Raw genomic sequence first — 22,198 nt, 5'->3', positions numbered from 1 at the left:
TTATTCCTGTTTATGTTAGGATTTTTTCTTTCAGTATTGATGCGAGTATCATTCGTTTTTTTACGCGTATCACGATCAAGTTGAGTATCTTTTTTAGTTCTGGTATCATCTCTTTTGATAACATCATTATTTCGTGTTGTGCGAGTTCGTTCAACATCTTTATGAATATTATCTTTTGTACGGGTATTAACATTGTCTCTATTTGTATTTAATCCATCACGAGTAACATTTCTTGTATTATCTCGTAATCCCGTTCTTTCATTTTTATTTCGTCACGACCAGAAACAATTTGTCTTTTCTCTATTTTTAAGTTGATCTCTAACAGTTGATGTTCCATTTCCATCACGTGTGGTTACTAAGTTTCTATCTCTTCCCCGCTATTTCTAATTCCGGAATTATTTCTGATTTTATAACCATCATTTGATCTGTATTTATATGTGGATGAATAATATCCGCCGTAGTATGGATATGGATCCCACCAGCCATAGTAATTATGTGAATACCAATAGGTTGGATAGTAGCAAAATGGTGATGGATAACTCCAGTAACTTGGATACCAAGGATCCCAGCACCATGGATCATAATACCAGCTGCTGCCAACTACTATAGAAACTGCAGGATGATATCCCCAGAAATATTTTCTGTATGAGGGATAGCCGTAGAATGAATAAGTTGTTTCAGTTCCATAGCTTTCTGAATATGAATCTTCATTATCATCATAAGCGTATTCTTCATCTTCATAAGAATCTGCTGTTGTATCATATTCATCTTGATAATCGTAATATGGTTTATTTTCTGTACGATTCCAGTTGCCGTAATCGTTATCTCGTGATGCAACTTGTGTATAACATCCTGTAAGATTTAAAAGCAAGACAGGCAGCAATGCAAGAAAAACTAATTTAACTTTTTTCATTTTAATACCTCTTTGATTCAACTACTAAAAAAATCGCAAATATCGAGCCTTAAAAAAAGGATTAAATACATACCTGATCAGATAAAAACGATGCGATTAAAACTAAAGTGTATAGTTGAGTAAACTATGTTGTACTAAATCCAAAACAGCTATATTGTGTAAAATTACTATGAATCTTAAAGAACAATACATTAATTGTCATTTCGACCGAAGGGAGAAATCTAAAAAGATTCCGAAACAAGTTCGGAATGACAGAAATAATTTTGTAGTCATTTCGACCAAAGGGAGAAATCTGTTCTTTACTAATTTTTAGATTTCTCAGTCGAAGACTCCTTCGAAATGACTTTTCCGAGCTATTCAATTAAATTGAGAGTCTTGGCGAAATAAAACCTATAAAATGCAATCCTAAATCTTCTGAGTAAAATCAATTACTAAAGCACGGTCTGCGGATCTTGGACTCCATTTTTGTTTTCTAACAAATCTCGTAAATCAAATCCAACTGTAACTCCGTTTGCAATGGACCAGCGCAAACCAAGATTTAAATATCCTTTTCCATCTCCAAATTGATTTGTTGAGTTATCGTTTAACGCAAAATTGTATTCCATTAAAAAAGAAAATGAACTGCCCAGAGTTTTTTCAGCACCAATCATAAGATTTACAAAATTATCACCGTCTTTATCTTCAAGAACTGAGTAATTAATTGTGCCATGCAGACTTAAATAACCAAGCAAACTAAAGTTCTTGCTGGCAGCGGCAAAAATTCCGGGAGCTTTTACAGCAAATCTTTTTTCATCTTTAAAATATTCGCCTTTGCCCTGCGTATCAAAACCAAGAGTTAAAGAGGGGATTAGTATTGATTCATCCATTACACGAAAACGAAAATTTACACCCGGCGGAAATGGATACCAATCCGGTTTGCCTGATCCGATAATAGTTACACCTCCGTACGAAAGTCCAATACTTACGTTATCAAAAATTCCAGCTTCAATTTTTGTAATTAAAGTTCCGTAAGGAAGCAGCTCAGTTGTTAATCCAACAGAACCGCGTTCCATAATTCCTGCAGTCGGCATATCAATTAGATGTCGATATTCAAACTTAGCGCTTTCACCGGCTGTGCCTTGCGCATAAGCCATTTGTAAAGATAAAATTGTGATTATAAATAATGTTCTAAACTTTTTCATATTTCCTCGTGTAGAATAAAAACTTAACTGCAAAATAGAAATAAATATTGTTTGATGCTTTGATTTTAATGATTAAAGATAGGATGTTATTGTCACGGTGCAACCGTGACTGCCAAAATAATTATTTAAGATTTATTTATGTCCAAGGACAATTATTGCCTTGAAATTCAATCCATCACTATAATCTGTACCTGCTGCACAAACAATGTTATCATTTGCACTAACATTATAGTAGGTTCCAAATTGTCTATACAGCTCAGAGTACTCATTGTAAGTTGAACCGTTCCAATGACCAACGAATCTATCACCACAAGCAAAAATGTTGTTTGATCCTGTTCCATCTATACCATAACTACCGTGTGTAAATCTTGCTACTTCTTTTTCCAGGAAAAATTCATTGCTGTTTTTTTGTATGTATATTCCTCCTGCATTCATCATAAAAACTCTGTAATCGTTATCTGTCCATACTCCACTTATTGGACCAATATAATATCCATTACTCTGTCCATTGCTTGATCCCTCATAAACTTTTTCTGCAACTCCATCTTTTACTGTTATTAATACTGTGTTTGCATAATCTCCAGAATATCCGCAAGTCCAGACAGTATTTCCGTCGGTAGTTCCCACAACATCGAGCAAATTATCAATAGTACCGCTTTCTATCTTTGTCCAGTTTGACCCATTACTGTGGGCTATGCCGCCACCATAACCAACTATATAAAAATCATTAAGTGTTCGGCCCCATATTTTATCTGCTGATACCGGCACACATTCTCTATTTATCTGAACACCATTTTTTAAATATGCTAACTGAGAACCACAGCTAATTACTATATTTTCAGCATCTAATACATAAATTGAACTTGCTGGATATGACCCCTCTCCGGTTGCTTGTGGACAGAACGAATAGAACATAATCCTTTTCAACTTCCATTCAAGACCATCCCAATGGACCGCATTATATGCGTTTTGGTCCGGAATTCCCAAGGAGTCATTCATATAAATTTCGCCAACAGCCCAAATATCATTTTCGCTTATAATTGCTACATCATTAAGCACACTGTTGCTGTGCTGCCCAAAGGTAAAAGTTTGCCAGGTAAAGTTGTGGTCCGTTGTATCCAATGTAGTGACTGCAACCTTGTTGCTTTTAGTATCAATATTATTTGTTACTAGTTGAAATTGATAGGTTTTATTCGGAAGCAAGGAATCTATGTAAAGTACAGTATCCTGAGAAGTAAGTGATATAGTTTTCTTAATGTTATTATCTTGTAATAAATTTAGATTCGTTGGTAATTGTAGGTTTTGAGTTGTTAATTTTAACCAGACCTCTATACAGCTTATCTCATCTTGTACCAAAGATAAGTTTGTATTTACCGGTGGAACTGGTGGTTCTGCAGTGTTGCAAGATGCAAATACAATAAATGACATTATTAAGTAATTAGCTAAAACAAACATTTGAATTTTATTTTTACGAACCATTTGTTAACCTCTTTTTTATTAGCTGTAATAATTTACTTAAGCTAATAGCGAAATAATAAACTTTGTTTTAGTTCCTACAAGTTCGCTTGACAAAAATGTTTATTATTTCTAAAAGAATAATACGGTTATATCTGGAAGGTGGAATCAGTAGAACTACTGAATTTTTATATCAGTAGTTCTACCTAAATCAATAATATTTTTAAATATTGCTATTTTCAGGTATCTAATACGACTGTTTTATATTATTAAATTCATTTCACTTGGTAATCTGATTGGAATGCCTAATACAGACGAAATATTCTGTTTGATTTTATAATTGTATGCCGGTATAAATTTTACATTCTTTATTATTCCGATGAAAAAATCATTACATCCCTGGAGGGAAGATTTTGCGACAATTACTGAATCGATTTCTCCATGATTGTCAAGAAAAACTAAAAGATCAATTTGACATTCAACATTTTTACAACAAGATTCAGAAAGATTGATTAAAGTATAAATTGAATCCAATCCACCAACTATTTCAACATGTTTATCTTGCGAAAAATTTAGATTTGTAATAACCAATAATAAAATTAAACTGTACTTAATCATTTTATTTACCTAGTATATATTTTAAAGATTTTGGCTCCAATGCATTAGCTTTTAATTTGTGATACTCTGGAGAATTTGGATATGCTTTCTTAAAATTTTTATTCGCAGTATTCCATTCGGCATTCCACTTAGAAGATTCTATTTTATCCATATTGTATAACATATAAAAAATGAATTTGTGTATTTTTCATTTTGGCTTGTTGTAAAATACATTCGACCTGCTTCAATATCTGTAAACGTACTAAATAAATGTAGGCTGTCACGGTCGCACCGTGACATTGTAACCTAATATTTAAGAATACAAATCAATTCCACCTAACTCAGTATTTACTTCCAAAATAGAATGATCATTTATAGAATAATTTCTTGCACTTGAATATTTATAATCTTCTGCCTTTAAGACAATGCCAGACTTAACGGGATTTTTATGGATATAATTCAATTTTGTCCAGAACATTTTTTGATGTCTGATCACTTCATCATCAAACCGTTTCATCCATAATTTTCTGTTTTGATCTTTAATGACCATTGCTTCTTTTTCAAATAACTGCAATAGTTCTACTTCATTCGTGTTTTCTAGATGATCAAATATCTTCCAGGCTGAAAACTTTTTAATATCACGCATTATTTCCGAAATGTTACCAAACTCATTTTTACTTCAATAATCCAATGAAAATGAGTTGGCATAATAACATATCCAAGAATAATAAACTTATATTTTTCTCTGTAGTGTTTAATATTAGAAATAAGAATATCACAAAACAGAGGGTTGTTAAAAATAGGAATGAATTTTACAACGGTAGTTGTAACAAAGAAAAAAGCTTCATCCGTTAAGTTATTTCGTCCTCTTCTTCCCATAATCAAAAATAATAAATATCTAATTTATTGACACGGTGCGACCGTGACAGCCTTTAAAAGTTCTCTCTACAACCTAAACAGTTAATGGTAGTATTTCAATCTCAATATATTCCGGTAGTAAGGAATGCTGGGATTTAATTTTAATTCCACCAAACCTGCTTTACCTTTTGATCTGATCGTAATAAATCCGGATTCTTTATTGTACTCAGTAATTTCAATCAAATCCATTCCTTCAACAATATCAAAATCTGCGGATGATTTTCTGAACCACGCTTTTTTACCCATTGCGTTAATTGGAATAACTTCAATTTTCATTTCGGATGAAGTTTGCGCAAATAGGTTTTCGGGTGTTCGCCTTACTTCACTTCCATAGATATTGTAGAGAAAAAATATCCGCCAAGAAGTAAAATAAAAACGGTTATGGATAAATAGATTAGTATAATTTTTTTCCTCATCGGTTTAAGCGTTTTTCTTTTGCAACAAATAATCTAAGGTTGTTTATTATTTCCTGACGATTTTATCCGGCACTCCATCAATGTGCAGAGATTTTAATCTCATATCGCACTGATCGTTTACATAATCAATAACAACAAATTTATTTTTAGTTGTAAGTGCAATTTCTGTTGAAAAAAATCAAGCTGCGTTAAACGATGAATTGTTCTTGTAATCTGAAAAATTTTTTTAATCCAAACTTTTGCACTTCAGATTCAGTTAGCTCATTATAAATATGTGTCTCATCATCCCACCAAACACATACAACTTTGCCAAAAGCCCAATAACATCTAAACCAAGCTCGTTTATCATCTAAAATTTTAGGATAAACTTTTCCCTGAATCAGATATTTATCGTTGCTGTGTTTTTGCCTGGCGTGTAAAACTTCTTTTAGTGATTCCGCTCCGGTAACAACGCCCATTCCACCGCCGGTTGTGTTGCAAGGTTTTATAATAAAAGGTCTGCCGAGCGTTTCAAGATCATCAATCGAAATAAAAATTTCTTTTGATTGATTGTGCGGTGTAATAATAATGGAATGCGGAACATTTAATCCCGCTGTAATAAATTCCAGGTGCATATTTGCTTTATCAATTGCGTGATCAATAAGCTTGTGGGGATTAAAAACATAAGTATTCCGTTTTGTAAGAATTCTATTCAGCTCAATAAAATTATCATCAACATCCGAGGCTCTATCCAATAAACATCCAAAACTTAGCTTACGATGTTTTACTTTTTCAGTTACGTCCGCAATGTTCTTATAATTGATAACATAAGTTGAAAGCCCGAATTGCTGAAGCGTTTTTTCGATAGCTGAAACAAATTCAACATCAAACTCCCAATCGTAGGCTATGGCTAAATCAAATATTTCCATAAATTTTTTTTATGCAAAGTTACTACTTAGATGCTTAAGTTTTCAAATTTTAGCAGGATACAAGCTTAAATAGCCTTGTTATTACAACACTGCAATAATATATTCACAACCGTGAAAAGAAATATTCTCTACATATTTATTCCTGTTTTATTATTATCTGCTTTCCTAATTAATTGTTCAGGTTCATCAACCACAATTGTAGAAAAAAGCGAAGATAAAAAACAGTTTTAACCCGTGAACAGCAGAAGAAAAAAGCCTTGAATTTTTTATTAATGGCGGGGTTTTTGAATCTCAGGGAAATTATGAAGCCGCAGCTGGGCAATATGAAAAAGCGTTGATGTACGATTCATCCGCCGGACTTTATTACACTCTTGCAAAAAATTATGTTTATTTAAATAAGCTTGCACCTGCATTAACTTATGCGCTTAACGCTGTTTCGATGGATTCAACAAAGATTGAATATTTAGATTTGCTTGCTGATATTTTTAATTATGGAAATCAGAAAGTATCTGCAATAAAAATTCTTGAACGTGCTATTGAGATTGATTCATCAAACATCGAAATGAATTATAAATTAGCACGATTGTACGAAGATGATAAACCATTGCAAGCTGTAAAATTATATAACAGAATTTTAATGCAGCTCGGTCGTGATTGGTCTGTGCTAACAAGGATAGCAGAGCTTCAGGAAAGATTGGGGAATAATGATGAAGCAATAAATGCTGTTAAAAAGCTTCAGGTAATTGATCCTGCAAATATCCCTTTAAAGAAAATGCTTGTTGAATTCTATTTAAAAGCTAAAAAATATGATGAAGGTATTCCGCTTATTGATGAAATCATTGAGATAATGCCGTACGATCTTGAAGCACGAGAAACAAAAGCAAAATTACTATTAGGTAAAGATGATTGGGCTGGTGCTTCTAAAGAATTTGATTACCTGCTGGATCAGCCGGATGTTAATTTAGATGCAAAAATTAATATTGGCGCAAACTATTTTAATAAAGCAATTACAGATTCAACTGTGCTGCCAATTGCAAAATCATTTTTTACCAAGCTTGATAAGGACACAACAGATTGGCAGATCAAAATGTATCTGGGTGCAATCGCATTAAGCCAGGGTGATGATTCTGTTGCGATTGAGAATTTTAAATTTGTCACAAAAAATGCAAACTGGAATGTTGCCGCATGGATAAGACTTGGTGGATTGTATTTTGATAATAAAAAATATGATGAAGCTGAAGTTGTAATGAGCGAAGCCATTTTAACATTTCAGGAAGATTTTTATGTTAACCTAATTTTAGGATTATCATTAGCGCAGCAATCTAAACACGAAGAAGCAGAAAAGTATTTAAAGAAAAGCTACAATCCTAAATCCAAAAGATATAACTGCTCTCTCAGCCTATGCGTTTACTCTAAATCAACTAAAAGAAGATGATAAAGCAATATTTTATCTTAATAGAGCATTGGAAATTGAACCCGACGATGCGCAATTGATCGGAACACTTGCAATGATTTATAACGGTATGGAAGTATTTGAAAAAGCGATAGTTTGTATGAGCGCGCACTTGAATTAAAACCAGATGATCCTTTACTAAGTAACAACTATGCCTACTCTTTTGCAACAAGAAATATTCAACTTGAACGCGCATTAAAAATGGTAAAGATTTCTGTGAAAGAGGATTCCCTAAACTCATCTTACCTTGATACTATTGGCTGGGTTTATTTTATGCTTGGCAATTACACCGAAGCAAAATTGAATTTAGAAAAAGCTATCAAATTTGGTGGTGAAAGTGCTGTGATGTTAGATCATCTTGCAGATATTGAATCTAAACTTGGGAATAAAGATCAGGCAATTAAGTTGTGGAAAAAATCTCTTGAGCTTGATCCTACAAAAATTGAAATACAAAATAAAATTGATAAAGGTGCGATTTGAAAAAATTAAGTTTAATAATTCTATTTTTATCTAATATACTAATTCTTATTAATGGTTGTGTGCCATCTCAGCCGACAGAAGAGTTTGAACTGCTTCCATCCGAAAGATTAACAAATAAACTTGAAGCAAACAGAAGAAAAATAAAAAACTTTGAGGGCACTGGAACTATCTTCGTAAATACGCCTTCGATGGATAATAGTGCAACATTTAGAATTGTTTTGCAAAAACCGGATTCAATTTATTTAACAATTATGGGTCCGTTTGGAATTGAACTTGCTCAAGCACTTGTTACCAAAGATAAGTTCACATTTTACGATGCACTGAAAAACACAGCTTACGTTGGCGCCGTAAATTCCGATGCGCTGCAAAGTATTTTTCGCATCAATCTTTCGTTTGAAGATTTGCTCGATGCGTTTGTTGGTTCTGTAAATCTAACTAGCAATCTTTACAGAGCTCCCGATAACTATTTTGTTGAAGATGATAGATATGTACTTACTTATCTCGATTCCGCACGCACAAATAAAACTATTTATAAAGTTGATGTAAGACAATTGGGAATTACTGAATATCAGCTTTTTGGGTTAGATGATGCTTTGATGCTGCAAGGAAAATATTCTGATTTTGAATTGTTGGAAAACGTTGCCGTGCCTTATAAGATCGCCATAGAAAATAAAAAAGATGAACAGAAGATCAGTATTGATTATAAAAAGATTAGTGTAAACAAGAATAGTATTTTTATAGATTTTAAAATTCCGGATGATGCCACAATCATAAAATGGTAAAATTAGTTTTTTACATCCTGTTCGTTTCATTTCTCACTTTTACTTTAGAATCATACGCTCAAACCAGCCAAATAGATACTCGCAAGGAAGAACTGAATAAATTAAAGGATGAAATTTCTCGTCTTGAAAATGAACTTGCACAAAAAAAAAAAAAGAAAAAAAACATTAGAAGATCTTGATAATATCAGCAAACAAAATTTTCTTGTAAATAAACTTCTTACCAATCTTCGCCGAGAAGAAGAACAAAAAGAAATTGAAATAAATAAAAGTATATCAAACATCGCCTCTATTGAAAATGAAATTGACATACTGCAAAAAAATTATGCAAAGTACGTTACAGCAACTTATAAAAATGGCACGCATACTGAACTGGAAACTATTCTTGATGCAAATTCATTTCAGCAGGCTGTTGTAAGATTGGAATATCTAAAAAGATTTTCAGTTAGTCGACAAAAAGATCTTGTTAAGCTTGAAGAAAATAAAAAAGAGCTTATAAAGGCAAAAGAAAAACTCATCATAGAGAAAAAAGAAAAGCAGGAATTATCAAAACAAAAGGAAGTTGAAGAAAAATCACTTTCTGCAAAATTAAAAGATCAAAAATCAATTCTTGCGGAAATAAAAAAAGACAAGAAGAAAATTGCTAAAAGTGTTAGCGATAAAAGAAAATCAGAGCAGAAAATAAGAGACTTGATTGTTAAAATGGTTGAAGAAGCTGAGGCAAAACGTAAAAGAGAAGAGGAAGAAGCGTTAAAATTAAAAAATAAAGAAACGGTAGTTTCCAAAGAAACAAAAACAAAAAAGGAAATTGAAACAAAAGATTATCCTTTTGATCTTTCAACATCAAAGTTCACATCATTTGATGAGTTAAAGGGAAAACTAAACTGGCCAATCTCTAAATCTAAAGTTGTTAGAAAATTTGGTGAATCACTTAACCCAAAATTAAAAACTCTAACTGTAAATTATGGAATTGATTTAAGAGCCAGCGGCGATATGAGTGTTAGATGTGTTGCTGAAGGTGTTGTTTCTGCTGTGGAATGGCTGCCGGGCTACGGTACAGTTTTAATTGTAAGTCATAAAGGAAATTACAGAACTGTTTATGGGCATCTTGCGGAAGTGTTTGTTAAGGAAGGTGATAAACTTAAAACAGGCGGAGTGATTGCCAAAGTGGGCGAGAGTGTTGAGGGAAATATTTTGCATTTTGAAGTTTGGAGCGGACGACAAAATGTAAATCCTGAAATCTGGCTTAAAAAATAATACAACAAATATTTTGAAACACATATTTCAAAAAATACAATCCAATCAGGTTTTATTTAAAAACTTTACATCGCTATCTATCCTTCAAATATCAAATTACATTTTCCCAATAATTACTCTGCCATATTTAGTCCGGGTTTTGGGACCGGAAAAATATGGATTGGTAAATTTTGCAACGGCATTTGCGACTTATTTTACAATCTTAACCGATTACGGTTTCAATCTTTCCGCAACTCAGGAAATATCAGTTAACAGAGAAAATACGAAAAGTGTTTCAGAAATATTTTCATCAGTGTTTACCATTAAAATGTTGCTTTTTGTTTTATCAAGTGTAATATTTTTTATTATTGTTTTAACTGTTCCAATCTTTAAGGAAAATTTAATCTTATTTATTGTCTCATTTTTCAGTGTGCTTGGTACAGCATTGTTCCCTCTCTGGTTTTATCAGGGTATTGAGCGGATGAAATATATTTTAATAATTTCTGTTTCGGTTAGATTTATTACAACGATTTTAATTTTTGTAATCATTAATTCCGAAAGTGATTTTATAAAATATGCCGGTTTAAATACATTAACGCAATTTGTAATTGGAATAGTCGGATTACAATTCGCTTTATCTAAATTTGGGATAAAATATACTTTCCCATCTAAAGAATTAATTAGGCAACAGCTTAAAAGCGGCTGGAATCTTTTCCTATCAACAGTTTCAATTAATTTATACACAACTTCAAATGTTTTTATACTCGGATTATTCGCTCCTGCAAATGTAGTGGGGTACTATGCTGCCGCAGATAAAATTAGAATGGCATTTCAAGGTATATTATCACCAATGTCCCAAAGTGTTTTTCCATATGTAAACAAAATGCTTAGCGAATCATATGATCGCTTTATAAGTTTTAATAAAAAATTGTTTAAAATAGCTTTAGCTGTCGGTGCAGTTATTTCGTTAACGTTATTCATTTTTGCTGAACCAATTGTTAATATTGTGCTGGGTAAAGAATATCAAAGCTCTATTTTGGTTTTAAGGATAATTGCATGGCTGCCTTTAGTCATATTTCTAAGTAATGTATTAGGAATTCAAACAATGTTGCCATTAAATAAACAAAAAAGTTTTTCGTTGATTTTATTTTTTGCGGCAATATTAAATTTGTCTTTAGCTTTTATTCTAGTACCAATCTATTTTGAGATTGGAACATCAGTTGCAGTACTTATTACAGAATCTTTTGTGACAATAGGATTTTTTCTTTTTCTAATGAAAAATAAAATAATCTCAATATGAAATACGATTACTTAATAGTCGGCGCTGGTTTTGCAGGTTCTGTTATGGCTGAAAGATTAGCATCGCAATTAAATAAAAAAGTTTTAATTGTTGAAAAGCGGAATCACATTGCAGGAAATGCTTACGATGAATATGATGAATATGGAATTTTAGTTCATCGTTATGGTCCGCATATATTTCACACAAACAGTAAAGAAGTATTTGAATATCTATCACTGTTTACCAAATGGATTCCGTACGAACATAGAGTTTTAGCTAAGATTGGAGATGAGTTATATCCAATTCCGATAAATAGAATTACAATAAACAACCTCTACAAATTAAATCTTAAAACAGATGAAGAAGTAAAAGAGTATTTTGAAAGTGTAAAAGAAAAAAGATTTCCAATCTTAAACTCAGAAGATATAATTATTAATCAAGTAGGAAATGATCTGTTTGAAAAGTTTTTTAAGCATTACACAAAAAAACAATGGGATCTTGAACCGAAAGAACTTTCACCAAGTGTATGCGGAAGAATTCCTGTTAGAACAAATGATGATTGCAGATATTTTACGGATCGATATCAGTTTATGCCAAAAGACGGTTACACAAAAATATTTGAAAAGATGTTGAATCATAAAAACATTGAAGTAATTTTAAATAAAGATTATAAAACAATTTTAGATACAGTTAAGTTTGATAAAATGATTTACACCGGACCAATTGATTATTTTTTTGATTACAGATTTGGAAAACTACCTTACAGATCAATAAAGTTTGAGTTTAAGAATTTGATGCAAAAGCAGTATCAGGAAACGGCTCAAATAAATTACGTTGATGATTTAGTTAATTTTACACGCGTCATCGAACATAAATTACTTAGTCGGCAAAACTCAGATACTACAACGGTTTCATTTGAGTATCCTCAGCAGGATGGTGAACCATTTTATCCGGTTCCGACTGAAGAAAACAGACAAAAATATTTGCAGTATAAATTAGAAGGTGATAGACTAAAATATGTTATCTTCTGCGGCAGATTAGCGGAATACCAATATTATAATATGGATCAGGTTATTGCAAATACTCTAAAAACATTTAGTCAAATTTCAAGAAAATGAATTACAAAATTGCAGCCGTAGTGGTTACCTATAATCGTTTGGAATTATTAAAAGAGTGTGTTCAAAGTTTAAGAGATCAGACTCACAAGCTTGATGAAATTTTTATAATTAATAATTCAAGTACAGATGGAACTCTCGAATGGCTCAATGCACAAGATGATTTAACACTAATAACTCAAGAAAATTTGGGTAGTGCAGGTGGACAATATACTGGAATTAAAACTGCTTATGAAAAAGGTTATGATTGGATTTTGAGCGTTGATACAGATATCATACTTAATAACGATGCACTTATAAAAATGATCAATTCTGAATATTTTTCATTAGCTCAAACCGGATTCTTAAGCAGTACAATATTTTTTGTTGATGGCAATCTTGCTTATCCGAATATTCCTGAACTTGAAAAGCCCTATGATTTATTGAATTCATTTGCGTTGCAAAAGCCGATTCCTATATTGTCTGCTTCTTTTGGTTCTCTTCTGGTTAGAAGAGAAGTTATAATGGAAGTCGGTTATCCAAGTGAGGATTTCTTTATCTGGGGTGATGATGCTGAGTTTACTTTGAGAATTATTAAATATGGATATAAAGGATTTCTAGTATTAGACAGTAAGGCTGTTCACGAGTGTGGTGAAAATAATCCTAAGCCTTATCTGAAACTAAAAACTGATGAGATTAAATTTCGCTTTGGTATAAGAAATATGGTCTATGCAGCATTACTGAGAAATAAAATTATTTACAATTCAAAGTTAAGGGGTTATTTAAGTGGACTGGCATTTGTTTTGAGATTATATAAAGATCATATCAAATATCACAAATCTTTTTCAGCAGGTTATCTAATGATATGTATTTGGCTTTATTTCAAAGGAGTTCTTTTTAAACCACACATCGTTAAACCTGATAAAGTTTAGTTTGTAAATGCATCTTGATAAAAAACATTATTTATTTTTAGCGTTGAATCGGTTTAAAATAAAACTGATACATTTAAAAGCTTATCTCTTTTCAGCTTCATTTCTGATTTTTATAAAACCATTTTTGATTAAACCCAGTTTAGTAATTGCAAAAAATATTATGGTTATTCAGATTGATAAGCTTGGGGATTTAGTGCTCTCATTAACATTTTTGAATAATCTTGGAATAATTGAGAAAGAGTGCACAAAATATCTTTTGGTTGACGAAAAATACGATGAGGAACTTTTTACAAACCAGTTTAACTACAAATTACTACCACTTAATAAAAATAAATATAGGTTTAATTTATTTTACAGAATAAGATTTCTAAACAAACTTCGAAAGTTAACTCTGAACGCTTCTTTTAATATTAGTCCGGGAAGAGGTGTTATTAACGACGAGTTAACTATAAACTCCAATTCGCGGTTAAAGAGTTGTCTGAGTTCAAAGTCATTCTATCTGCCTAAATATCTTTTAAAAAAGTATAATTCGTATTACAATGTAATTCTTAAATCAGATTCTAAAAATGAATTTATCCGACAGGAAGAATTATTCTACATCACTTATAAACAGAACTTCATAGTTAATGCTAGTGCTCATAATATATTACGCAGCCTTAAACCTAACCTTACCTTACAAAAGAAATATATCATTATTGCGCCCTCTGCATCTGATGCTGATAGAAATTGGTCGCAGAATAACTTTAGAACTTTATGTGGGAAACTATCTGAGAAATATTCTGTTTATCTACTTGGCACACAATCTCAGGTTGAATACTTAAATGTCATTTCAGAGGGATTAATTAATGTCCAAAATCTCGCCGGCAAATTGCAGTTAGCTGAATGTATTCATTTAATTCAGAATGCGGTTTTATTCGTTGGATTAGATTCAGGGTTTACTCACATCGCTCAAACATTTAAAAAACCATTTGTAGCTATTATCGGTGGCGGAAAGTTCGGAAGATTTTTCCCTTATCCTGAAACAAAGATTGATAAATATAAATTTTATGAACTGCCTTGTTTTAACTGTGATTGGCAATGCATTTATAACAAAGCATATTGTATAAGCCTCGTTTCAGTTGAAGATGTTTATAATAGTTGCATTAGTATGATTGATATAGATTGATATGAATATTTTGTTTATCTCTCCCGATTTTAACTATTCTTGCGGTGTTAGCCGGTATATGAATCAATGTTTGCAACATTTTTCTGAACAGGATTATTTTAATGTTCATTTTATTACTAACAGGGGAGATTCTTTAGATAGAATATCAGACAACAAAGATATCAAACTACATCTATTAAATTTCGAAAAGGATCATAAAAACCCATTCAAACTAATTAAAGATTTTTTTCAATTATTATCATATTGCAAGAAATATAAAATCCAAATAATTCATACTCATCATCGTTACCCGGAGTTAATTTCTGTTTTGGTTTCAAAAATTACCGGAGCCAAAACTATAACAACTGTTCACAGTTTTGTTTCCGGATTGAAAAAATTGAGTTTCCGATCAGACAAAATTATCTGTGTAAGCAACGCAGTTAAGAAAAACCTAATTGAGGATTATCCACACTGTAAGAATAGGATAACTGTTTTATATAATTGCGTAGATGATTCTTTTTTTGAAAATATATCGAACCTGCAGATAATTAGAAATAAATTTGGATTTAGCCCGGATGATAAAATTATTTTGTTCGTAGGAAGAATTTGCAGAATAAAAGGAGTTGACATACTAATCAAAGCGTTCGCAAAGATTATTCGGCTGAATGAAAATATTAAATTAATTTTACTCGGGCAAGTTGAGGATATCATTATTTCGGAAGCTATAAAAGGTTCTGAAAAGTACATTTTTGTAATTCAACCCGTTAAGGATGTTCGAGAATATTACCAGGCTTCTGATATTGTAGTATTACCTTCAAGGATTGATCCATTTCCTTATGTTATGTTAGAGGCTGGTGCAATGAAAAAACCTTTTATAGGCGGAGATACAGGAGGTATATCAGAATTTATTGAAGATGGTGTGAACGGAATACTAATCGAACGGGATAATTATGATCAACTTGCTGACAGAATAGTCTTTTTGTTAAATAATCCAGTACAAGCAGAAATATTAGCTGAGGCTCTCTACCATAAGGTAAGGAAAGAATGTGATTGTGAAAAGTTTTATGAACGATTAGGCAAAATCTATAACGATATGTTGGATTAACTTTTTGAATCTAATTTATGAAAGAACACTTAATCTTTAATATAAAAGTTAACGAAATTAGCTTTCCAAAATTACTTTGTGTAATTGAAAATGCGATTGAGTTAAAAAATAAAATTAAAATTGGATACACTAATCCTCACCTGGTAAGATTATCCCACAAAGAGAAAAATCTAGAAAAAGTATTAAATGATTTTGACATAAACCATATAGATGGGACAGGTTTGACGATTTCATTCAGGTTGTTTGATAGTAAGAAAGTCTCGAGATTTAACTGGACAGATCATGCTTTTACTTTTCTATCCGAATGCGAAAAAAAAGAGTGGAGTATTTTTTTTATTGGGAGTGATCAAGCGACTATTTCAAAGGCGGTTAACGAAGTAAAACAGTCTTTCCCTCATTTGAAAGTTGCCGGATTTCTTAACGGCTATGATGATTTAAATGATGATTTCGTTTCAGCAGTTAATCGATCAAAACCAGATATTCTTTGGGTAGGTCTTGGCTCTCCAAAACAGGAATTTTGGGTTGATAAAAATTTTGAAAAATTGCATTGTAACGTAATTCAGTGTGTAGGTGATATTTATGGTTATATTGCTGGAAAAAGATTTAGAGGTCCGGAATTTTTGAGAAGGTCCGGATTTGAATGGTTTTTCAGATTAATTCAGCACCCTGTAAAATATTTTAATAGATATGTAATCGGTATTCCTTATTTCCTTTTTCTTGTAGTTAGATACAAGCTTCATAAGCATTAAAAATAACAGAGCAATAATCAGGTATTTTTATTATCATTAGGGTACTAAATTATCAAAAATAAATTGATATGAAACAAATCACAGCGCTGAAATTTGGGACAAGTCAACAACTGTCCAAATTAAGCTTGGATAAAATATCCAGTACAATGTTTACTAAATTTTCGTTAGCATTTATTTTTTTTATGCTAATCTTCAGTTCATCTTTGTTCTCTCAGGATATTCTTGTTAATGTTACTAAGCAAGATCAATCCTCGCTATCAGTTTTGTTGCAAACAAATCAATCTGGTCTAATCAAAAATGCAAATGGAAAACGAGTAATTGACTATAGTGCCGGGTTAGATGAAAGTTCGCCGGGAAAACCGATTTTGCCTTCAAAAACTATTATTGTAGCTATTCCACCCAATGCTACTGTTATGGTAAATCTAAAAGAGAAAAAAGAAACTTCAATTTCTAATGTGACACTTAACTTTAATCCAGTAGTTTATCTGGATAAAGATTCATTAGTTGGATACAGAGAAAGCGGAATATCAGATTTATATTTAATCTCAGATGCTTTTCCATCGAAGCAGATTGAAATTCTTGATTATGTATGGATTAGAGATTTTTATTGTGCAATAATAAAAATCAACCCAGTTCAGTTTTATTGGAAAAGCAAATCTGTAACTATACTTGAATCTGCAGAAATCGAGATTAGTTTTAATAATATTAAACCATTTAATGTTATCAGTAGTCAGCTTGGAGATTTTGATAAAGGTCTGGCAGATATAATAATTAATTTTAATTCATCACTAAATTTCAGGAGTAAAGATAAACCTACCTCAATTCAGAATTCCACAGACTCGTGGATTGATTATTCTAAAATTCACTACAAATTGGGTGTTGTTAGGGATGGGATTTATCGAATAACTTACTACGACTTATTTAGCTATGGTATTTCGCCCTCATCTCTCAACCCAAAATCAATCAAAATATTCCGAAAAGGTGAGCAGCTTCCACTTTATATAAAAGGCGAAGACGATTTATCATTTGATGAAAACGATTATATTGAATTTTGGTGCGAGAAAAATTATGGTCCATCCGATTATAAAAATATTGTAAACACTGGTCAGGATTATATTAATTATATGGATAGATACTCTGATACATCGATGGTTTGGTTAACTTTTGGCGGCGAAGATGGATTACGGATCATTAATATTCCGAGCCCCCAGATTATAACTGCAGATACTTTAAAAAGTTATTATTCAACTCAACACTTTGAAAAAGATGTCAGACTATGGTACTATGATGCCGAGGATCCGAGAACTCAACTTCCTTTTTGGCAGGAACATAAAGTTTTTACCTGGCTAACAATTGGAAACACTGGAAGTCAATCTTTTATTTTTAATGCATCTGATTTTATACCAAATACTCCAGTTAAAATTACTACTCGACTTATTAGTAATGCAGGCGATGCAATAACCAACGCCCACAAGCATGGGTCAAGTCTAAATTCAACAATACCACAGGATACTATTACCTTTGATTACCGTCAGACGGTGAACTTTACTACATTCTTTAATTCATCTCAACTTATAACGGGCAACAACACATACAGGGTTTTTGGATTGCCATCTGACGGAACTTTTCATCGTTCGTTAATAGACTGGGTTGATATTAACTATTACCGTGAATTAAAATCACAGAATGATTCTCTGATATTTTATATACCTGATTCTGTTTCTTATGACCTGAGAAATATCAGAATAACGAATCTTCTTGCTTCGGATTCACTGATTATTCTTTATAAAATTTCTTCTAATCCGAAAAAAATTACTGAATTTAATTATTCTGGTGGAAATCTTGTTTTTTCAGATTCCGTTAAAGGTGGTGATAAATTCATAATAACAAAATCAGATTATATTCTCTCACCGACATTTAAATATTCTAAAACCTTTGTGAACTTGAGAGATGTTTCTCGAGGTGCTGATTACATAATTGTTTCAAATAAATTATTAATGAATTCAGCAGAACAATACAGGCAATTTATCTTTGATAATTATAACTTACGCACTCAATTGATTTATATTGATGATATTTATGATGAGTTTGCATTCGGACAAAATTGGGCAGAGAGCATAAAAGGATTTTTATACTATGCTAATCAGAACTGGACCGCTCCAGCACCATCTTATCTGAATTTGATAGGTGATGCAAACTATGATTATAAAGATATTTGGAGCCCTGCGCCGTCACCAAGAAAGAAAAACCTTGTTCCTTCTTACGGTTATCCAGTCAGCGATATCTGGTATACGACATGGGATTCCACAAATCTTGACATTCCGCAGATGTATGTTGGAAGATTTCCGGCAAATACCAATGTTGAAGTATTATCATACCTTAATAAGCATTCAATTTATTTAACACGAAGATCTGATGACTGGAACAAACGTTACACATTTTATAGCGGAGGTGATCCAACAAAACCATCCGAGCTTGCACAGATAAAAGCAGCCAACGATTCTTTGAATAATAATTTGATCAAACCCAATCCCGTAGCTGGGAAAAGTATTCATTTTTATAAAACAATTAATCCACCTACTAATTTTGGTCCTTACACTTTACAGGAATATAATAATGCAGTTGACAGCAGCGGTATTTTTATTTCCTATATAGGACATAGCGGAACAAGAACATGGGACAATGGAGTTACAGAAGTTGAATATATTCAAAATGCATTCCCTGATCGATATCCACTTATTTCAGATTTCGGTTGTTCAACCGGTAAATTTGCTGAGCCGGATGTAGATGCGTTTGGTGAGTTGTTTGTGGCTCAATCTTCTTATGGACAGGCAATCGGGTATCTCGGAAATTCGAGTTTGGGTTTCTTTTCAACTTCATTACGCTTTCCAGGTTTATTTTATAAACGGATATTGATTGATTCTGTCTTTACCATCAGCAAGGCACACGTATTGGCAAAAATTGACCAATTTAATTTGTATGGTTATAATACGGTTAACAGAGTCTTTAGTTACTGTAATGTTCTCTTTACAGATCCTATACTAAAATTTGCAGTGCCTCAAAAACCTAATTTTATAATCAATCAAAATGCTGTTTCAATTACACCCAGCAGTATATCTGATTTGGTAGATTCTGTATTGGTGGATTTGAAGATTATGAATTGGGGCAAAGTGATTACCGATTCGGTTAAAATAAGTATAACCCATTTTTATTCTGACTCAATTTTATTCGTTCACAATTATACAATACCATGCCCGTCCTATTCGGATAATCTGGAATTTTATGTTAACACTGAAAGATTAGTTGGATTGCATAGGTTATCCATAATCCTCGATCCTGAAAATTTAGTTGATGAAATTTATGAAGATGATAATAATATAGATTATTCATTCCAGGTTTATTCATCTTCAATCAGACCTGTTGAAACTGAATATTTTTATTCTACCATGCGTGATTCTCTCCGTTTTCTTAATCCTGCATATAAAATTGAGGGAGGCCCGGAAGATTTTATTTTTTCGCTGGCAGATAATCAGGAATTTAGCAATGCAAATGAAACACAATATCCATTTAGTCAGTTGTTCTCAAAGATATCCTTGAGCAGTTTGACTTTGAATCAAAGATACTGGTATAGAGCAAGGTTAAATTCTCCGCAAGCTGATTGGTCATCCACTTATTCATTTAAAAACAATGATAGGAATTTTAGTTGGTTCATTGATAAGGATTTTAATGCAAATGATTTAAATACAACTCATGTTGTATTCGACAGCTCTGAATCATCTTGGAAATTAAGTCGTAATACTAACTACCTTACTATAACATCCGCTGGTTCTAATGATGGTAAATTTGCCTCAATGATTTTTAATACTTTGGAATATCTGCCAAACACATTCTTTTGGGGTATTGCCACAGCAGAAATTGATTCAATTACGCTTGAACCAGGTAATATTAAATATTTTGCCGCCCCAAATACAATTACTCAAAATGCAGATTCTCTAATTAATTACGTTAATTTACTACCACTGGGTAAATTGATAGCGCTAGCAATTTCTGATGATGCTGCGCAGACTGTACTGGGCTTTGGCGGTGGTACTCCTGTCAGACGAGCAATTGAAACATTAGGCAGCTTGTACATTGACAGTGTCCGTTATCGTGAATCATGGTGTTTATTAGGCAAAAAAGGCGCGCCTGTTGGAAGCGTACCTGAATCTTATAAGAAACTTTTTCAGGGAGCCGCAATTGTAGATACTTCCAAGCTTGTTGTGTATGATGAAGGTTCTATCACTTTTCCACAGATAGGAAATAGCGCTGGGTGGCTGAATGTATTTTTAAATGACTCAATTCCTGATGGAGCCATATTAAATATTTTACCATTAGGAATAAGGGACAATAACCAGATTGACACTTTAGATGTTCTTACTTTTAGCAATGACAGTTCATCTATTCAATTTATAGATCCGAATATTTACCCAAAAATTAAGCTGCAAGCCGAATTATTTGCAAATCAGTTTAAAGAATCGCCGTCAATTTCATCGATTGGAGTTAATTATAATTTGCCAGCTGAATTAGCAATCAATTATCAGGTCGTAAGTCTGGATAAAGATTCTGTTTATCAGGGTGGAGATATTACAATTAATTTTGATATTTATAATGTTGGTTATTCTCCCGCTGATTCATTTAATATCAGTCTTGAACTTGTGAAATCAGATAAGAATGTTATTCTTCTCCTTGATACTCTTGTAAACAATTTGAATCCTACGCAAAAGCTATCTCTGTCCAGAATATATACATCTAATATTACTGATGGATATGGTGATATGAAATTCAGAATAAAAATTGATTATTTAGATCGAGTTGTTGAAATATATAAAGATAATAACCTTTTTGACAAATCCTTTTTTGTTATAAAAGATACAACTATAACTTCTGTGGATGAAACGAGTGTTTCTGCAACTTTTGACGGAATTGATATTGTTGATGGAGATTATATTTCATCAAGTCCTGAGATTCTGATTAAGCTTAATTATCCACTCTGGTTTCCGATAGATGATACCACTGCGATCCAAATATATCTTGATAATAATTTAATCAGCTATTCTGATTTTAATATTGAATATGATACTGTAAATAGAATTGCTTTACACAAGTTTAGCACTTCTTTAGTGGATGGTGAACATTCGTTACGAGTTTTTGGAAAGGATGTCAATGGTCTTATTAGCTCAAATCCCGGATTTGAAAAGGTGTTTGTGGTATCAGGAGAGTTCAAAATATTGAATCCGTATAATTATCCAAATCCATTCAGTGATGATACTTATTTTACTTTTACTTTAACAACTCTTCCAGAAGAATTAAAAATTTCTATCTATACAATTGCAGGACGAAAAATTAAAGAAATAAAAAAAACTTTTGCTGATTTGAATGTAGGTTTTAATAAAATTTCCTGGAACGGCAGGGATCAAGACGGCGATATAATTGCAAATGGGACTTATTTATATAAAATAATTATCAAGAATTCTGATGGGACTTCCCAGGTTACCCAGAAGCTATCAAAAGTAAAATAGC

The 22,198-nt window shown here is 32.2% G+C and carries 19 protein-coding genes and 1 pseudogene; 12 read left to right on the top strand and 8 right to left on the bottom strand.

Annotated elements, in window-relative coordinates:
* Window positions 1–355: 355 nt before the first annotated feature.
* From IPJ23_03880 to IPJ23_03845, 8 genes and pseudogenes are all read right to left on the bottom strand, one after another.
* Window positions 356–913 (bottom strand): hypothetical protein, encoded by a 558-nt coding sequence (locus IPJ23_03880; GenBank protein MBK7629837.1) that lies wholly within the window; start codon window positions 911–913, stop codon window positions 356–358.
* Between the two features lie 405 nt (window positions 914–1,318).
* Window positions 1,319–2,094: pseudogene (locus IPJ23_03875) on the bottom strand (YjbH domain-containing protein).
* A 132-nt stretch (window positions 2,095–2,226) separates the two neighbouring features.
* Entirely contained in the window at window positions 2,227–3,573 is a 1,347-nt protein-coding gene (locus tag IPJ23_03870; GenBank protein MBK7629836.1) for a glucosyl transferase, read from the bottom strand.
* Window positions 3,574–3,810: 237 nt separating this feature from the next.
* Window positions 3,811–4,167: a hypothetical protein gene (locus IPJ23_03865; GenBank protein ID MBK7629835.1), complete on the bottom strand. Its 357-nt coding sequence runs from the start codon at window positions 4,165–4,167 to the stop codon at window positions 3,811–3,813.
* A gap of 1 nt (window position 4,168) precedes the next feature.
* Window positions 4,169–4,318, bottom strand: a complete 150-nt coding sequence (locus IPJ23_03860) for a hypothetical protein (GenBank protein MBK7629834.1) — start codon at window positions 4,316–4,318, stop codon at window positions 4,169–4,171.
* A gap of 141 nt (window positions 4,319–4,459) precedes the next feature.
* Window positions 4,460–4,792, bottom strand: coding sequence for a hypothetical protein (locus IPJ23_03855; GenBank protein ID MBK7629833.1), 333 nt, complete (start codon window positions 4,790–4,792; stop codon window positions 4,460–4,462).
* A gap of 314 nt (window positions 4,793–5,106) precedes the next feature.
* A complete protein-coding gene (locus IPJ23_03850) occupies window positions 5,107–5,340 on the bottom strand; it encodes a hypothetical protein (protein ID MBK7629832.1) in 234 nt (77 codons plus the stop codon).
* Window positions 5,341–5,668: 328 nt separating this feature from the next.
* Window positions 5,669–6,388: a hypothetical protein gene (locus IPJ23_03845; GenBank protein MBK7629831.1), complete on the bottom strand. Its 720-nt coding sequence runs from the start codon at window positions 6,386–6,388 to the stop codon at window positions 5,669–5,671.
* Window positions 6,389–6,725: 337 nt separating this feature from the next.
* Here IPJ23_03845 and IPJ23_03840 point away from each other — a divergent pair, with 337 nt between their 5' ends.
* The 12 genes from IPJ23_03840 to IPJ23_03785 all read left to right on the top strand — a co-directional run bounded on the left by IPJ23_03840 (window position 6,726) and on the right by IPJ23_03785 (window position 22,197).
* On the top strand, window positions 6,726–7,823 hold the full coding sequence (locus IPJ23_03840; GenBank protein MBK7629830.1) for a tetratricopeptide repeat protein: 1,098 nt from the start codon (window positions 6,726–6,728) through the stop codon (window positions 7,821–7,823).
* Window positions 7,753–7,962 (top strand): hypothetical protein, encoded by a 210-nt coding sequence (locus IPJ23_03835; GenBank protein ID MBK7629829.1) that lies wholly within the window; start codon window positions 7,753–7,755, stop codon window positions 7,960–7,962. The genes IPJ23_03840 and IPJ23_03835 overlap by 71 nt, the downstream gene beginning before the upstream one ends.
* Window positions 7,938–8,321: a tetratricopeptide repeat protein gene (locus IPJ23_03830; GenBank protein ID MBK7629828.1), complete on the top strand. Its 384-nt coding sequence runs from the start codon at window positions 7,938–7,940 to the stop codon at window positions 8,319–8,321. Before IPJ23_03835 ends, IPJ23_03830 begins: the two co-directional genes overlap by 25 nt.
* Window positions 8,318–9,103 carry a DUF4292 domain-containing protein gene (locus IPJ23_03825; protein MBK7629827.1) on the top strand — a complete coding sequence of 262 codons (786 nt, stop codon included), beginning with the start codon at window positions 8,318–8,320 and terminating at the stop codon, window positions 9,101–9,103. Before IPJ23_03830 ends, IPJ23_03825 begins: the two co-directional genes overlap by 4 nt.
* A 135-nt stretch (window positions 9,104–9,238) precedes the next feature.
* The gene (locus IPJ23_03820; protein MBK7629826.1) at window positions 9,239–10,357 is read left to right on the top strand and encodes a peptidoglycan DD-metalloendopeptidase family protein; all 1,119 of its coding nucleotides are present in this window, start codon (window positions 9,239–9,241) and stop codon (window positions 10,355–10,357) included.
* A gap of 13 nt (window positions 10,358–10,370) precedes the next feature.
* The gene (locus IPJ23_03815; GenBank protein MBK7629825.1) at window positions 10,371–11,636 is read left to right on the top strand and encodes a flippase; all 1,266 of its coding nucleotides are present in this window, start codon (window positions 10,371–10,373) and stop codon (window positions 11,634–11,636) included.
* On the top strand, window positions 11,633–12,733 hold the full coding sequence (glf, locus tag IPJ23_03810; GenBank protein MBK7629824.1) for a UDP-galactopyranose mutase: 1,101 nt from the start codon (window positions 11,633–11,635) through the stop codon (window positions 12,731–12,733). The genes IPJ23_03815 and glf overlap by 4 nt, the downstream gene beginning before the upstream one ends.
* Window positions 12,730–13,641, top strand: a complete 912-nt coding sequence (locus IPJ23_03805) for a glycosyltransferase (protein ID MBK7629823.1) — start codon at window positions 12,730–12,732, stop codon at window positions 13,639–13,641. Before glf ends, IPJ23_03805 begins: the two co-directional genes overlap by 4 nt.
* Before the next feature lie 124 nt (window positions 13,642–13,765).
* Window positions 13,766–14,806, top strand: coding sequence for a glycosyltransferase family 9 protein (locus tag IPJ23_03800; protein ID MBK7629822.1), 1,041 nt, complete (start codon window positions 13,766–13,768; stop codon window positions 14,804–14,806).
* Window position 14,807: 1 nt separating this feature from the next.
* Window positions 14,808–15,890: a glycosyltransferase family 4 protein gene (locus tag IPJ23_03795; GenBank protein MBK7629821.1), complete on the top strand. Its 1,083-nt coding sequence runs from the start codon at window positions 14,808–14,810 to the stop codon at window positions 15,888–15,890.
* A 17-nt stretch (window positions 15,891–15,907) separates the two neighbouring features.
* Window positions 15,908–16,639: a WecB/TagA/CpsF family glycosyltransferase gene (locus IPJ23_03790; protein ID MBK7629820.1), complete on the top strand. Its 732-nt coding sequence runs from the start codon at window positions 15,908–15,910 to the stop codon at window positions 16,637–16,639.
* A 68-nt stretch (window positions 16,640–16,707) separates the two neighbouring features.
* Window positions 16,708–22,197 (top strand): T9SS type A sorting domain-containing protein, encoded by a 5,490-nt coding sequence (locus tag IPJ23_03785; protein MBK7629819.1) that lies wholly within the window; start codon window positions 16,708–16,710, stop codon window positions 22,195–22,197.
* The last annotated feature ends 1 nt before the right edge of the window (window position 22,198 follow it).

The sequence above is a fragment of the Ignavibacteriales bacterium genome (assembly GCA_016709765.1).
GTDB lineage: Bacteria > Bacteroidota > Ignavibacteria > Ignavibacteriales > Ignavibacteriaceae > IGN3.
This window is presented reverse-complemented; position numbering and strand designations above follow the sequence as displayed.

Coding starts and splice junctions, on each gene's coding strand:
- IPJ23_03840 (MBK7629830.1), top strand. CDS start 6,726: ATGTACGATTCATCCGCCGGACTTTATTACACTCTTGCAAAAAATTAT.
- IPJ23_03790 (MBK7629820.1), top strand. CDS start 15,908: ATGAAAGAACACTTAATCTTTAATATAAAAGTTAACGAAATTAGCTTT.
- IPJ23_03845 (MBK7629831.1), bottom strand. CDS start 6,388: ATGGAAATATTTGATTTAGCCATAGCCTACGATTGGGAGTTTGATGTT.
- IPJ23_03865 (MBK7629835.1), bottom strand. CDS start 4,167: ATGATTAAGTACAGTTTAATTTTATTATTGGTTATTACAAATCTAAAT.
- IPJ23_03795 (MBK7629821.1), top strand. CDS start 14,808: ATGAATATTTTGTTTATCTCTCCCGATTTTAACTATTCTTGCGGTGTT.
- IPJ23_03805 (MBK7629823.1), top strand. CDS start 12,730: ATGAATTACAAAATTGCAGCCGTAGTGGTTACCTATAATCGTTTGGAA.
- IPJ23_03850 (MBK7629832.1), bottom strand. CDS start 5,340: ATGAAAATTGAAGTTATTCCAATTAACGCAATGGGTAAAAAAGCGTGG.
- IPJ23_03880 (MBK7629837.1), bottom strand. CDS start 913: ATGAAAAAAGTTAAATTAGTTTTTCTTGCATTGCTGCCTGTCTTGCTT.
- IPJ23_03785 (MBK7629819.1), top strand. CDS start 16,708: ATGAAACAAATCACAGCGCTGAAATTTGGGACAAGTCAACAACTGTCC.
- glf (MBK7629824.1), top strand. CDS start 11,633: ATGAAATACGATTACTTAATAGTCGGCGCTGGTTTTGCAGGTTCTGTT.
- IPJ23_03860 (MBK7629834.1), bottom strand. CDS start 4,318: ATGGATAAAATAGAATCTTCTAAGTGGAATGCCGAATGGAATACTGCG.
- IPJ23_03855 (MBK7629833.1), bottom strand. CDS start 4,792: ATGCGTGATATTAAAAAGTTTTCAGCCTGGAAGATATTTGATCATCTA.
- IPJ23_03870 (MBK7629836.1), bottom strand. CDS start 3,573: ATGGTTCGTAAAAATAAAATTCAAATGTTTGTTTTAGCTAATTACTTA.